The sequence below is a fragment of the Faecalibacillus sp. genome, assembly GCF_047023275.1.
Classification (GTDB): domain Bacteria; phylum Bacillota_I; class Bacilli_A; order Erysipelotrichales; family Coprobacillaceae; genus Faecalibacillus.
Window position 1 is genome coordinate 31,933 of the sequence record NZ_JBKYAR010000016.1, and the last position, 14,684, is coordinate 46,616.

The following is a 14,684-nucleotide window of genomic DNA, read 5'->3' on the forward strand; positions in this document are numbered from 1 at the left end:
AATACAATGAATAGTCAAGAAAAACAAGGGTATATAGATGAAATTAACTACCAAAAGAAAATGATTAATAACCTCGTTAAGTGGTTACGCAATTTGTTCTTCCTTTCCTCTCTAGGAGTCTTATTGATGTATTATTTTTCTAATATCTTATTTATAAAAATCTTTGCAATCATATTAATAATTATATCTATATTAGCGATTATCCTTGTTGGAAAGGCTATTTATAGTGGTAAGAAAAACATAAATAAAATTGTTGATCAGTTTTCCTTAAAATATAAAAACTCTCTATAATCATACATAAAACCGCTTAGGCGGTTTTTATGTTATACTTTATTTGGTGATATTATGATAACAAATAAAATCAATACATTATTAAACAATAGTCAACAAAATGATTTAGATTATTCTATTTGTAAATATATTAAATTAAATCTAAAAACAGTATCTTCAATGTCTATTGAAGAACTTGCAAAAAATACCTATGTTTCTAAAGCAAAAATCTCTAAACTTATAAAAAAAATAGGTTATGATAACTATATTGCCTTTAAAGATGATTGCTTATTAGAATTAGAAATTAGAAAACAAGTAAACAATAGGCAACATCATTTTACAAAAAATCATTTACATGATTCATTTAAATGGATAGAAAATAATTTACTAGAAATTAAACAAAATCAAATAGTTGATTTTGTTAAAGAAATAACAGTAGCTAAACATATCTATCTTTATGGAGTTGCTTATTCTCATTTACTTTGTCAATATCTTCAATATGAAGGAGATCTTTTTCAAAAAGATATTTTGGTTTTAGATGAAAATGAATCAACCATAGAATTGAAAGAAAATGATTTATTACTTGTTATAGGAATTGAAGAGGATGCTTTAAGTAAACAATCCTCACGTTATTTAAGAAAGCTTTTAAGAAGTCAAGGACGTAAACTTTTGATTTCAACACAGATGATTGATCAAAAAATGTTAAACTATTTTCATGAAACATTACTTTTATCTATCAATCATTTAGAAATGAAAGAAAGAAGAATCATGTTTCATTGTTTGATTGATTTGATTATTTCTTGTTACTACGAATGTGCTTAGGCACATTTTTTTTGTCTTGTCAAGAAAGTTTATGAAATATAAAAAGAAAAGCAATTCATTTATTTATGAGTAAATTAATGAATAGGAGGCAACTATGGAAGAAAAATTAACAATTAAACAATTATTAGCTATTTTAGCTGCAGGTTTGTTTTCTTTTTGTGGTGTTTTGATTGAAACAGCAACGAATATTACATTTCCAACATTGATGAATGAATTTCAGGTTTCTACTTCTTTAGTTCAATGGATGACTACAGGGAATTTATTAATGATGGGAATTCTAATTCCTATTTCATCTTATTTAAAAAGAAGATTTCAAACAAAAAAATTATTTCTAGTAGCAGGATTTTTATTTTCAATAGGATTAATAATAGATATCTTTGCACAACAATTTAGCTTATTACTTATAGGAAGACTTATACAAGGAGCAGGTGTAGGAATTGCTTTACCAATGATGTATAACATTATTTTAGAGGAATCACCTCAAAGACTTCTAGGATTAATGATGGGATGTGGTTCTTTTGTAACAGCGGCTGCACCAGCAATAGGTCCTACTTTTGGAGGAATAATGACACAGTATTTTACTTGGCGTTATATTTTTATTTGTGTTTTACCGATTATTGTTCTAGCAAGTTTTATAGGTTATTTGTGTATGCGTGAACAAAAAATCAATATCCATGAAAAATTTGATATTTTAAGTTTTATAGCCGTAGCGTTCGCTTTTATTACTTTAATTATGGGATTTTCTAATTTAAATCAAGTTGTTGATCATTTAGTGTTTGTTTTATGTTGCTTTATCATTGGAATAAGCAGCTTATATTATTTTACTAAAAGGCAATTACATATTAAAAATCCATTAATTCATTTAGATATCTTTAATCATAAAAGTTTTACGTTTCATACCTTAGCCATCATGTTTTTACAAATGACAACATTAGGATATGGTTTATTATTACCAACATTTGTACAAATTGTTTTAAAACAACCTGCTACAGATGCAGGAGTCATCTTATTACCTGGAGCAATTGTTGGTGCTTTATTTGCACCTGTAGGTGGTTTGATTTTAGATCGTTTTGGAGCTAAAAAACCTATTATTTTAGGGATATGTTGTAGTTTTATTTCAACAATTTGTTTTCTATTTCTTTTTGATAAACTTACTTATCAATTATGTATGATACTTTATTTTATTTATAGTTTAGGAATTGGCTTGATTGTTGGTAATACAATGACGTGTGCGATGTCTCATTTACCTACAAATTTACAAGCAGATGGAAATGCAACATTACAAACATTGATGCAACTTTCAGGAGGAATAGGAACATCTATTACAGCTGCTATCTTAGCGTTTGTACAACAAGGAACTAATTTATATGATGGGACAAATAGAGGAACGTTGTTTGTTTTAGTTTTTTTGATTTTTAATGTTACGATTGTTGTTTTAAGTCAATATTTTGCTTTTAAAGGAGGAGAAAAAAATGAATTTTAAAGATCAAGTGGTAGTTATTACAGGAGGAACAAGTGGTATTGGAAAGCAAGCTGCTATTGAGTTTTCAAAAAAAGGAGCCCATGTTGTTGCTTTGACAGTAGATAAAGAAGAAGTATGTAAAGAAGCTATTAAAGAAATAGGAAATGATGCATCTTATATTCATTGTGATGTGTCTAAAGAAAGTGATGTTAAAAAAGCAATTGATGAAGTTGTCTTGAAATATGGACGTATTGATTGTGCTTTTAATAATGCTGGTATTGGTCCAGATGGCGTACGTATGCCTTATGAATCATTGACAGAAATTTCTGAAAAAACATGGGATTTAGTTGTAGATGTTGATATGAAAGGTGTTTTTCTTTGTTTAAAATATGAATTATTACAAATGCAAAAACAAGGATTTGGTGCTATTGTTAATACAGCTTCTATTGGAGGCTATAAAATGGCTCCAGGATTTGCAGCTTATGGTCCAGCCAAAGCAGCAGTTATTGCTTTAACAGAAATGGCTGCTTTAGAAAACGCATCTTATGGTATTCGTGTAAATGCCATTTGTCCAGGACCAACAATGGGAACAGAACTTACTAAAAATTCTTTATCAACAAATCCTCATGAAGAAGAAATGTTGAAGGAACATGTCATTCCTTTAAAAAAACTTGCGACAACAAAAGAAGTAACAAATGCAGTTTTATGGTTATGTAGTAAAGAAGCGAGTCATACAACAGGACAAAAATTATTTATTGATGGTGGAATGCATATTGCATAGGAGGAAAAAAGATGATTAAACATGTGTCAGTATTTACTTTAAAAGATAAAAGTAAAATTAATCAATTTAAAAAGATGTTAGAAGAAGTGGGTAATGAATGTTCTTTAATAGTAAACAGTGAAGTTGGTTGTAATATTAGTAAACAACCAGCAATAGGACCTCATTTTGGAGATCTTATTCAAATTATAGAATTTAAAGATGAAAATGATTTAAATGCTTATCCAGTTTCTAAAGAACATCAAAGATTATTAAAAGAAGGTCCAGAGATGGAAACTGTTACTGCTATCGATTATTACATTTAAAAGCCTCATTTAAGAGGCTTTTAAATGTTTATGATAAAGTAAACTACAAAGAAGTGCACCAATAGGGACTGTTAAAATAATACCTAATGTTCCTGTAATTCCTTGAGCTATTTCAATTGCAATAAAATCAGAATTCATTAATTGAGGATATTGAATTTGATAAGCAAAAAATGCAAGTAAAATTGTCATTGAACTTCCAGTAAAAGCTAGAATCAATGTATTACACATTGTTCCAATCATATCTTTTCCAATATTAATACCAGATTTAAATAATTGTGATTTAGTAATTTGTGGATTAAGTGCCTTAACTTCATATAAAGAAGAAGCAATTGACATACCTACATCCATAACTGCTCCTAATCCAGAAATTAAGATTCCAGAAAATAAAACTTCATTAATTTTTAGTCCTGTTTGTTGAGAAATAATAATCAATGCTTCAGCTTGATCAGTATTAAATCCTGAAATATGAATAAGCTGACTTAATACTAAAAAAGAAAGCCCACTAATAATAACACCTAGTGATGTGGCTATTACAGCTACCCAAGTTTTTATAGAAGGTCCATTAAGCATAAATAATGAATACCCAGTTGTTAAAATAACAATAAAGATAGTTGAAATAATTGGTGAAAAGCCACTAAAAATCATTGGCAGCAATAAACCTACAATAGCATAGAGAGTAAAGGCTAAACTGATAATCGTTCGCATTCCTTTTGATTTACCAATCATTAAAATAATGATTAAAAGTAAACCTACAAAACCATAAATATAAGGGGTACGATAATAATTATACGCTGTAATTAAAGTATTATCAGATTCAGGATTATCAATACAAGCAATAAATGTCTCCCCAGCTTTAAGACGTACATTATGTGTTGTTGAAAGATAATTATCGATATAAACTTTTTTATTTTTATAAGATCCATCTAATATCTCAACATATAAACTTTGTACACCATAATATCTATTTGTTGTTTCATCTTTTTTTGATTGATCATCGATTACACGCAATACTTTAGCTTTACTATAACTTAAAGATGATGAATTTTGAATTGCAACAGGACTATAAACCTGACTATGGAAAAAATAGACACCAAGTGTAAAAATAAAAATAATGATGAGAAGGATAAGATCACATTTATGAATTCTTTTTAACATGATATCTCCTTATGAAAGAACCTGTTTATGATAAACAGGTCCTGTTTTAATATATATTTTTCTTAATGATTAGTTTTCTTTTTTCTTTGCTTTGATAACAATGATAGCTCCAGCAACAATAGCCATTGTTGAGGCAATCTCTAAAGCAAGAAGAGGAGTATCATCACCAGTTTTTACTTTAGAAGATGTTGGGTTATCTTTTTTGTCTGTAGATGAAGTATTATCTTTTTTATCAGTTATTGAAGAAACTGGTTGATTTGTTTCTTTTTTAACTAATTGTTCTTTAGCTTCTTTTAAAGTGTTATAAGCTGTTTCAACATCTTGATTTGTAGCATCATTATTGTTAAGCACTGTTTTAGCTGCTACTAAAGCATCTTGTAATTTAGCAAATGATTCTTTTGTATAAGTTGAATCATCGATTTGACTACATTCATTAATTAATTTTTCTAATTCTGTTTTATCAACAGTTTCAGTTGATGTTTTATTGATTGTAAAATCATCAACAACAGATAAATCAGAAGTACGATAAGTTACAATTTTTAATTGATTATCTTTAACATCTAATTTTGTAATATTTGGTGTATGTTCTTGGTTTTTAACAGCAATATAATCACCACTTAAATTAGAAGTAAATTCATAATACTTACTACCACTAGCTGAGTTAGCAGTAATATAAGTAAGACCTTTAGGATCAGTGACTTCATGAATTGGATTACCATTTTGATCAAATGATTCATCTTTTAAAGCAGTTGTACCATCCATTAACATACTACGTGTATAAACATGGTCATGTCCCATTAAAACTAAATCAATACCATTTTGACTAAACATTGGAGCAAGAGTATCTCTTCTTGCTAGAATATCATTATCACTTGCATGAGATGCTGATGAATAAATTGAGTGATGGAAAACAACGATTTTCCATTTGATATCTTGGTTATCTTTTGTCTTAGCAAGAGTATTTTTAATGAATTCTTCATGTTCAGCAGTACTTCTGTTATTTGAGTTTAAAACAAGCATTAATGCATTGTTATAAATATAATAGTAATCACCTTGAGCATTTCCTTGACCACTGCTTCCTAAATTGCTGACATTTGGTAAGTTAAAGTGATCATTATAAGCAGTACCTGCATAATCATGGTTACCTACGGCATTTGCAAATGGTGTAGAGTAAACCACACTTCCTTGATAGTTAGATAAATAAGCATCATATTGAGATTCATTTTTACCAGCTTCTACATGGTCACCAGCATTTTGAATAAAGTGTACATCTTTAAATAATGGATTTGTATTAACAAGATCTAATGTCTTTTTCCATCCATCTTTATCAGCAGCTAAATCACCAGAAGAACCTAATTGTGGATCTCCAGCAAATAAGAAACTAAAATCACCTTTAGATTTCGTTGTTGTTGTATAAGTTTCTGACCAATGACCATTATTTCCTACACGATAAACATAAGCGGTATTTTCTTCTAAATCACTCATTGTTGCTTTATTAGCGTAATACCCATCAGCTTGTGCTTTTTCAATTTTAGCGTTTACTGTTTTTGCTTTAGCTTCAGGAAATTCATTTCCAGTCATATCTGCTTTTTTAGCGAATTGAATTTGTCCATTCGTACTATCTGTTGAAAACCAGTTTAAATTAAGTTCAGTTGGTGTACTTCCTACAGATAAAGAAATAGCTTTTAAACTTTCTCTTTCAGGTAATAAGCTTTCATCAGGATTGATTCCTAATTCATTAAGTTTAAAATATCCTTCACGGGTTTCATTACTTTTATGAATTTCAAAGGCAATAACATTTTTACCATTTGTAAGCATATCTTTAATATCTCTAAAATAGAGATCTGCAGTTTTTACACTTGAAGAAGTTTCTTTACTTCCATATCCCATGTTATCTTTATGACTACCATTTCCACTATCTTGGCTGCGGTAACCTTCATCAGGTACATTTAAGGCAGTTAATTGTTGACCGTTGATATAAACAATGACAGCATCTTTATAATTAAAACTTAAATGAATACCATTTACTTGACTGGCTTGATCAACATTGAAATAGCCTCTAAAGAAATAAGCACGAGATTCTTTATTTAAAGTTCCTTTTTCTGTAGAGAATTCTCCGTTTTGTTCTTTCCATTCATTGTCATTGTATTGACCATTTAAAGAAGCATTGTCGCCATTTTTATAAGTACGTGTCCAACCAGTGTATTGTCCCCATTTATTTTTGGCTTGTGTTCCATCGGCTGGATCAGTGTTTGTATCTAAATATTTAATTGTTGTGTCTTGATTCATGACAACAGTTCCTTTGTTGACTGTTTGGTCACCTTGAAGTGCTATAACATTTGTAAAACTGTTAATAGCTAATGGTGAAACGGATGTTAGTGACATCGCTGATAATACTGATAATGCAATTAATTTGTTTTTTTTGTTCATAAATTTTCTCCTTTTTCTACCGAAATTATAGAAGATATCTAAATAATCAAAAATCAAAATAAGGTAAAAGATAGTTTAAGAAAGTGTAAATATAATTATCATTCAGTCAAATATATGACCAAACAATCAAAATAATGTTGACAATTTGATTGAACGGTCATATAATAAAAATGTAAGAGGTGGTTTGAATGGATAATCAACGTCATAAGATTATACTGAATGAATTAGATAAAAAAGGAAATGTAACGGTTGCAAATCTTGTTGAACTTACGGGTGCTAGTGAATCAAGTATTCGTCGAGATTTAGTAGAACTTGATCATCAGGGATTTTTAAAAAGAGTTCATGGAGGAGCAACACTTATTCCTAAAGCAACTCAAACGACAGAAGATCCACTTGCGAAAAGACAATTATTCAATGCAGATGAAAAGAAGAAGATTGCTAAGTATGCAGCTTCATTAATAGAAGATAATGATGTTGTTTATTTAGATGCTGGTTCATCAACATTAGAATTAATCGAGTATTTAGATCAAAAAAATGCCCATTATATTACAAATGGCTTGATGCAAGCACAACAACTTACTTTAAAAGGTTTCCATGTTGTTTGTCTTGGTGGAGAAGTTAGAAATATTACAGGAGCATGTGTAGGAGCTAATACGATGAAGTCTTTAAATCGTTATCATTTTTCTAAAGGTTTCTTTGGAACAAATGGTATTGATATGACAAATGGTTTTACGACACCTGATAGTGAAGAAGCAGCGATTAAAGAACTAGCAATGGAAAGATGTCAAATGAGTTATGTTTTATCTGATCATAGTAAATTTAATAAAGTTTACCATGTAACATTTGGTCAAATTAATGATGCAATGATTATCACAGATCACTGTGAAAAAGAAATAAAGGAACAGGCAACAGTTGTGGAGGTAAAGGACTAATGATTTATACGATTACTTTTAATCCGTCTTTGGATTATATTATGCATGTTGATTGTTTTGAAGAAGGGGAAACAAATCGTTCAAAACAAGAAGAAATTTATCCTGGAGGAAAAGGATTTAATGTTTCAACTATTTTAAGCCGTTTAAATCTTGAAACAACAGCTTTAGGGTTTGTAGCTGGATTTACAGGTGATGAAATTGTTAAAGAATTAAAAGAAAGAGGATTTACTTGTGATTTATGTCAGTTAGAAAGTGGTCTTTCAAGAATTAATGTTAAGATGAAAGGTGCTAAAGAAACTGAAATCAACGGAAGCGGTCCAGATATTCCACAAGAAAAACTAGATGAATTATTTGATAAATTAAATCAATTACAAGAAAATGATATTTTAGTTCTTGCTGGAAGTATTCCATCATCATTACCTAATGATATTTATGAACAAATTATGAAAAAATTAGCACAACAAGGTATTAAGATCATTGTTGACGCAACTAATGATTTATTAAAGAAAGTATTACCTTATCATCCTTTCTTAATTAAACCAAATCATCGTGAATTAGAAGAATTATTCAATGTCAGAATTGAAAATAAAGAAGATCTTATTCACTATGCTCGAAAACTTCAAGAACAAGGAGCTATTAATGTTCTTGTTTCTCTTGGAAAAGATGGTGCTATTTTAGTCAGTGAAGATGGTCATGTTTATTATTGTGCTGGCGCTAAAGGAAAATTATTAAATAGTGTTGGTAGTGGTGATAGTATGGTTGCTGGATTTATTGCTGGATATTTAAAAGATAAAAAATATGATGAAGCTTTAAAATTAGGAAGTGCTTGTGGTGGCGCTACTGCTTTTAGCGAAGATTTAGCGGAAGCTTCAATGATTCAAGAAGTCTATAAACAATTACAAGTGGTGGAACTATAAATAAAGATCTTAGATTTGTTAAAAGATGTTTCAATTGATGTAAATGCTACATGTTCAAATAAAGATGAAGCTATTGATACTTTAGTTTCATTAATGGCAAAACAAGGAAACTTAAATGATCAAGATGTTTATAAACAAGGAATTTACGCACGTGAAGAATTAAGCACAACAGGAATTGGTGAAGGTATTGCGATTCCTCATGCTCAAAGTGAAGCTGTAAATGCCCCAGGACTTGCAGCAATGGTTGTTAAAGACGGTGTCGATTATCAATCTTTAGATAATCAACCAGCAAAACTGTTCTTTATGATTGCGGTCCCTAAAACAGGTGGAAACGAACACTTACAAATTCTTGCGATGTTATCACAAATGTTAATGGATACAGACTTTAAAGATTCTTTAATTAATGCACAAAGTGTAGAAGAATTTATGGATTTAATTAATCAAAAAGAAGCTGCACAAAAATCTAAAGAAGAAGAAAAAGAAGAAGCGCAAAAAGAATTTACAGGAACTTATCGTTTACTTGCGGTAACTGCTTGTCCTACAGGTATTGCGCATACTTATATGGCGGCTGAAGCTTTAGAAGAAAAAGCAAAACAAATGGGAATTACAATCAAAGTCGAAACTGATGGTAGTGGTGGAACTAAAAATGCTCCAACTGCTAAAGAAATTGAAGAATGTGAAGCTATTATTGTAGCTGCTGATAAAAATGTCGAAATGACTCGTTTTGATGGAAAACCTGTCATTCAAGTCAAAGTGGCAGATGGTATCAATAAAGCAGAAGAATTAATTAATGAAGCTTTAAGTGGAAATGCACCAATTTATCATGCAGATCATGCTTCTACAACTGTAGAAAGTGAAAGCGATGAAAGTATTGGCCGTCAAATCTATAAACATTTAATGAATGGTGTCAGTCATATGTTACCATTTGTTATTGATGGAGGTATTTTAATTGCCTTAGCTTTCTTATTTGATGACTATAAGATTGATCCAAGTAACTTTGGTAAAAATACACCATTAGCTGCTTTCTTTAAAACAACAGGAGATACAGCTTTTGGATTTATGTTACCAGTTCTTGCAGGATATATTTCAATGTCGATTTCAGATCGTCCTGGTCTTGCTGTTGGATTTGTTGGTGGAGCACTTGCAAATCAAGGAAATTCAGGGTTCTTAGGAGCTTTAGTAGCTGGGTTTGCTGCTGGATATTTAATGAAAGGTTTACGTAAATTATTTGATCATTTACCAGATGCTTTTGAAGGATTAAAACCAGTTCTTTTATATCCATTCTTTGGATTATTATTAATGGCATTACTTATGACATTTATTATTAATCCACCAGTTGCTGCTATCAATACAGCTCTTACAAATGCTTTAAAATCAATGGGTGGTTCAAGTAAAATAGTTCTTGGAATGTTACTTGGTGGTATGATGGCGATTGATATGGGTGGTCCAATCAATAAAGCAGCATACGTTTTCGGAACTGCATCGATTGCTTCAGGAAACTATGATATCATGGCAGCTGTTATGATTGGTGGGATGGTTCCACCTCTAGCTATTGCACTTGCAACATTCTTCTTTAAAAATCGTTTTATTAAAAAAGAACAACAAACAACACTTACAAATATCATTATGGGATTATCATTTATTACTGAAGGAGCAATTCCATTTGCAGCTTCTGATCCATTACATATCTTACCTGCATGTGTCGTTGGTTCAGCAACTGCTGGTGCTTTGTCAATGTTCTTTAATTGTACATTAATGGCACCACATGGAGGAATCTTTGTTATCGGTGTTATCTCTAATCCTCTTGGATATCTATTTGCATTAGCTGTTGGTTCAGTAGTAGGAATGTTAGGTTTAGCTTTATTAAAGAAACCTTTAAAATAATATTGAATTCTAGGTGAAAGCCTAGAATTTTTTTTATTAAAAAGGGAATATTATGTTTGAAAGGAACATATATAATGGATAATGATACAATTTTATTATTAAAAGAATGTGATTCAGGATTAAAAATGGCAATTTCATCTTTAGATGAAGTTTTAGATGTCATTAAAAATAATGAATTCAAAGAAATCTGCATTACTTCAAAAAATAAACATCAAACTTTAAAAAAAGAAGTTGATCAATTATTAAAAGAACATCATCTTCAAGAGAAAGAACCTTCCCTCATAGCAAAAGGCATGTCATGGTTAAAAATGAATTTTAAAATACAAATGAATGAAGATGATCAAACAATTGCTTCACTTCTTTTTGAAGGATGTTCTATGGGAATAGAAACACTTTATAAATATCTGCATCAATATGAAAATGCTTCATCAAAGATAAAAAAGGTGACAGAAAAACTTATTGAAATTGAAAAAGAATTATCACAAAATATACAAAATTATTTATAGATGATTACGAAACAAATTTGTTTCGTAATTTTTTACTAAATTAAAAAGAAAAACATCAAAAAATTGTCTATATAATAATAGGAGGAAAAATTATATGGATAAAGTATTAGAAATCACATCAAATGATCATATCATCATGATTGATAAACTCTGTAAAAGAATATTAGGTCATCCAGAAATTTTAGGAAGAATTATCAAAGGTTTTATTAAAGAAGCTAAAGATGTATCTCTAGAAGAAATCATTGGAATAATTAAAGGAAATGATGGTTTTCAACAATTAAATAATGTAATAGATATTCCCTATCATGGAAAAGTAGAATTCGATTATTTCTGTTATATCAACTTACCACAAAAAGAGGGTACATCAAAAAGAATCTATCTAGATGTTGAAATACAAAATGTAGAAAATCCAGGCTATGCTCTATTAACAAGAGGAAATGATTATCTTTCAAGAATGATTACCAGTCAAAATGGTAAAGAATATGATTATCGAAATTATGATGGAATGAAAAAAGCCTATGTGATATGGATACTGCCACAGGCAGCTAGAAAAAGAGATGGACATGTTAATCGTTATAAAACAACTGAAGAAAATATCAGTGGAGCAACAATTGAAAGGTTAGATAGCTATGATAAAAATGAACAGATTATGATATACTTAAATAAAGATCATAAGCTAGAAGACAAGTATGAAAGCAGTGATTGGATAAAGACACCATTAGTCATATTTTTTAATAATACATACGATCTTTTAGTAAAAAAAGATGTCATGAAAAAATATAAATTTAAAGAAATAGAGAAGGAGGTTGAAAAGATGTGTAATTTAGGAGAAATGATAGCGAGAGAGAATATAGAAAAAGGACATTCTATGGGACTTGAACAAGGATTAGAACAAGGACAAAAATTAGAAAGAAGAAAGAAAAATATTCAATCAATAACAAATCTAATGGAAAGCTTAAATGTTTCGTTTTCGAAAGCAATAGAATTGTTGAAAGTACCTGAAGATGAGGTTTTAGAAATAGAAGATTATTTTAAATTTTAAGTGATGGTGGCATAACATGTATAGGTGTTATGCTTTTTATTTTTTCATGAAATGAAACTTAATTAACCATCTGACACATCTTTTGATTTAACTCCGTTATTCTCACTTTAAACCGAGGAGTATAATCTATCACTTCTTTAAAATATTATATACTTTTCTTAAAGAGGTGGATACTATGGCTAAAAATCAAAAACCAAAAAAGGATTCTTTAATTACTTTAACTAGAAAATATGCAAATAATCATGATGAATGTGTAAAATTCTTTTTTAAAATGAAATGGCCTGTTGGCTTTTACTGTGAAAAATGTGGATGTACACATTACTATTCCATTAAAAGAGGTGATGTCTTTCAATGTAAAGAATGTGGTCATCAACATTACTTACTTTCTAATACTATATTTCAAGATAATAAGCTAGATCTTTATAAATTGATTTTAGGAATGTATCTCTTTTTTACGGCAAATAAAGGTTTGTCTGCGATTGAATTAGCTAATGAATTAGAAATAAATTATAAAACAGCGCTATTACTTTGTAGAAAATGTAGGATTCTTATGTCCCAAAGTAACAGTGAAAAAATTCTGGACAGCTTTTTTTATGAAGCAGACGTTGCTTATATAGGCTCAAAAAGTAAAGAAGAACACAAACAAGGAGTTGCTACTGAACAGCAACCCTTTTTAGTAATGTTATCAACAGATAAAGAAAATAAATATCCAAAATTTTTAAAATTAATGCCAGTAGCTGTAGATAGTACAAATAATATTGTTAGATTCATCTCAAAAAAAGCAATACTTTCAAAAGAAAGAATACTAAACACTGATGGAAAAACAACTTTTTTAGGATTAACTGATAAAATAACATTAAAATCAGAAAAAATACTCTATGATGAAGAAAATCATAGATTGTATTGGCTTAATGTATTAATTGGTGATATAAAGAATAATATTACTGGTATATATCATGGAGTAACTAAACGTGACTTACCTTTGTTTTTGAATGAACAAGAATGGCGTTTCAACCATAGATATACTGGAAAGAACTTCATGAACAAAATACAGAAATATGTTTTGAAATCACATCCATGTCCTAAAAAAGCAATTATTACTGTACTCAATTTATCCGAACCATACTATGCACATGTGTCAGATGGTTAATTAAGAAATGAAATAAATAAGAAAAAAGAAAATTTTTTTACTAAAATAATAGTATTTAGAAAGAGGGGAAAATAACAAGATGGCAAAATATGAAAAAATTGAAGATGATTCAAAATTACCAATAAAGTTAATTCGTTTTATCAATGATATATCTGGTCCAATTGAGAAGCATTGGCATAATAGTATTGAAATTGTTGTTCCACTTTCTGGAAAAGGATTTGCGTGGATTGATGGAAAGACATATGAATATGAAGGAATGAATTTAAATCAGGGAGGTCATCGTGTATTTGTGATTAATTCTCAAAGTATTCATTCTTTTGAATCTTATGATGTTCCTATTCCTTATTATGGATATGCTTTACAAATTAATTATAAATTTCTAAAGAGTATTTGTCCTACAATAGATCAACTTTCTTTTATAGAAAGACCTGATTATCAATATTCAAAGAAAATAAAAGAAATGATTTGGCAATTAGATGAAGCTTATCTTTGTGAAAGTCATTATAAAAATGCTCTTATTATGAGTAAGTTATATGAGATTGTTTATTATTTATTAGAAAATATTTCTAATAAAAAAGAAAATTATATTGAAAATAGAAGTGTAAAAAATAAAAAGAGGATAACTGAGATTGTTAATTATATAGATCAACATTATCAAGATGATTTACATATTCAAGATATTGCTGAACATTTTTCTATGTCTACAAATCATTTATCAAAGTTATTTAAAGAAAATTTAAATACAACAGTTAAATCTTATTTAACTTCTGTAAGAATTAAGTGTGCTAAAAAATATTTATTAGAAACAGATCTTCCATTGATTGATGTTGCAATGGTTAATGGTTTTCCAAATTTAAAATCATTAAATAGAGAATTAGAAAAAGATTGTCAAATGTCAGCAACACAATACAGAAAAATGGTTAAAAAAAGTATTAATTATGTGAAATAATAGAAAATGATACTAATTTGGATTGTTTTTGACCTGAATGTAAGCGCTTAATGCTCTATAATATAAAGCATAGAGGAGGGAA

Annotated in this window: 14 protein-coding genes; 12 read left to right on the forward strand and 2 right to left on the reverse strand. The window is 29.2% G+C overall.

Translation table 11 applies throughout. The annotated features are described in order from the left end of the window. Positions 1-6: 6 nt before the first annotated feature. The 5 genes from ACLVEP_RS07050 (at position 7) to ACLVEP_RS07070 (ending at position 3,637) form a co-directional block, all read left to right on the forward strand. Entirely contained in the window at positions 7-291 is a 285-nt protein-coding gene (locus ACLVEP_RS07050) for a hypothetical protein (protein ID WP_412583830.1), read from the forward strand. A gap of 54 nt (positions 292-345) precedes the next feature. After that, positions 346-1,092, forward strand: coding sequence for a MurR/RpiR family transcriptional regulator (locus tag ACLVEP_RS07055; RefSeq protein ID WP_412583832.1), 747 nt, complete (start codon positions 346-348; stop codon positions 1,090-1,092). 94 nt (positions 1,093-1,186) lie between these two features. Further along, a complete protein-coding gene (locus ACLVEP_RS07060) occupies positions 1,187-2,575 on the forward strand; it encodes a DHA2 family efflux MFS transporter permease subunit (RefSeq protein WP_412583833.1) in 1,389 nt (462 codons plus the stop codon). Continuing rightward, a complete protein-coding gene (locus ACLVEP_RS07065; protein WP_412583835.1) occupies positions 2,565-3,335 on the forward strand; it encodes an SDR family NAD(P)-dependent oxidoreductase in 771 nt (256 codons plus the stop codon). The genes ACLVEP_RS07060 and ACLVEP_RS07065 overlap by 11 nt, the downstream gene beginning before the upstream one ends. An 11-nt stretch (positions 3,336-3,346) precedes the next feature. After that, complete coding sequence (locus tag ACLVEP_RS07070) at positions 3,347-3,637, forward strand: Dabb family protein (protein WP_320096958.1); 291 nt, start codon at positions 3,347-3,349, stop codon at positions 3,635-3,637. Between the two features lie 9 nt (positions 3,638-3,646). Here ACLVEP_RS07070 and ACLVEP_RS07075 read toward each other — a convergent pair whose 3' ends face one another. After that, entirely contained in the window at positions 3,647-4,792 is a 1,146-nt protein-coding gene (locus tag ACLVEP_RS07075; protein ID WP_412583838.1) for a YibE/F family protein, read from the reverse strand. Between the two features lie 69 nt (positions 4,793-4,861). Beyond that, on the reverse strand, positions 4,862-7,222 hold the full coding sequence (locus tag ACLVEP_RS07080; protein WP_412583839.1) for a fibronectin type III domain-containing protein: 2,361 nt from the start codon (positions 7,220-7,222) through the stop codon (positions 4,862-4,864). A gap of 188 nt (positions 7,223-7,410) precedes the next feature. Between ACLVEP_RS07080 and ACLVEP_RS07085 the strand changes: the two genes are divergently transcribed. The 7 genes from ACLVEP_RS07085 (at position 7,411) to ACLVEP_RS07115 (ending at position 14,602) form a co-directional block, all read left to right on the forward strand. Further along, positions 7,411-8,154, forward strand: coding sequence for a DeoR/GlpR family DNA-binding transcription regulator (locus ACLVEP_RS07085; protein ID WP_412583841.1), 744 nt, complete (start codon positions 7,411-7,413; stop codon positions 8,152-8,154). Beyond that, positions 8,154-9,071 carry a 1-phosphofructokinase gene (gene pfkB, locus ACLVEP_RS07090; protein WP_412583843.1) on the forward strand — a complete coding sequence of 306 codons (918 nt, stop codon included), beginning with the start codon at positions 8,154-8,156 and terminating at the stop codon, positions 9,069-9,071. The genes ACLVEP_RS07085 and pfkB overlap by 1 nt, the downstream gene beginning before the upstream one ends. A 15-nt stretch (positions 9,072-9,086) precedes the next feature. After that, positions 9,087-10,955: a fructose-specific PTS transporter subunit EIIC gene (locus ACLVEP_RS07095; protein ID WP_412583845.1), complete on the forward strand. Its 1,869-nt coding sequence runs from the start codon at positions 9,087-9,089 to the stop codon at positions 10,953-10,955. Between the two features lie 74 nt (positions 10,956-11,029). Beyond that, positions 11,030-11,461 (forward strand): hypothetical protein, encoded by a 432-nt coding sequence (locus ACLVEP_RS07100; RefSeq protein WP_412583846.1) that lies wholly within the window; start codon positions 11,030-11,032, stop codon positions 11,459-11,461. Between the two features lie 94 nt (positions 11,462-11,555). Then, positions 11,556-12,503 carry a hypothetical protein gene (locus ACLVEP_RS07105; RefSeq protein WP_412583848.1) on the forward strand — a complete coding sequence of 316 codons (948 nt, stop codon included), beginning with the start codon at positions 11,556-11,558 and terminating at the stop codon, positions 12,501-12,503. 175 nt (positions 12,504-12,678) lie between these two features. Next, positions 12,679-13,653 carry an IS1595 family transposase gene (locus ACLVEP_RS07110; protein ID WP_257360652.1) on the forward strand — a complete coding sequence of 325 codons (975 nt, stop codon included), beginning with the start codon at positions 12,679-12,681 and terminating at the stop codon, positions 13,651-13,653. 79 nt (positions 13,654-13,732) lie between these two features. Then, the gene (locus ACLVEP_RS07115; RefSeq protein ID WP_412583850.1) at positions 13,733-14,602 is read left to right on the forward strand and encodes an AraC family transcriptional regulator; all 870 of its coding nucleotides are present in this window, start codon (positions 13,733-13,735) and stop codon (positions 14,600-14,602) included. Positions 14,603-14,684 lie beyond the last annotated feature (82 nt).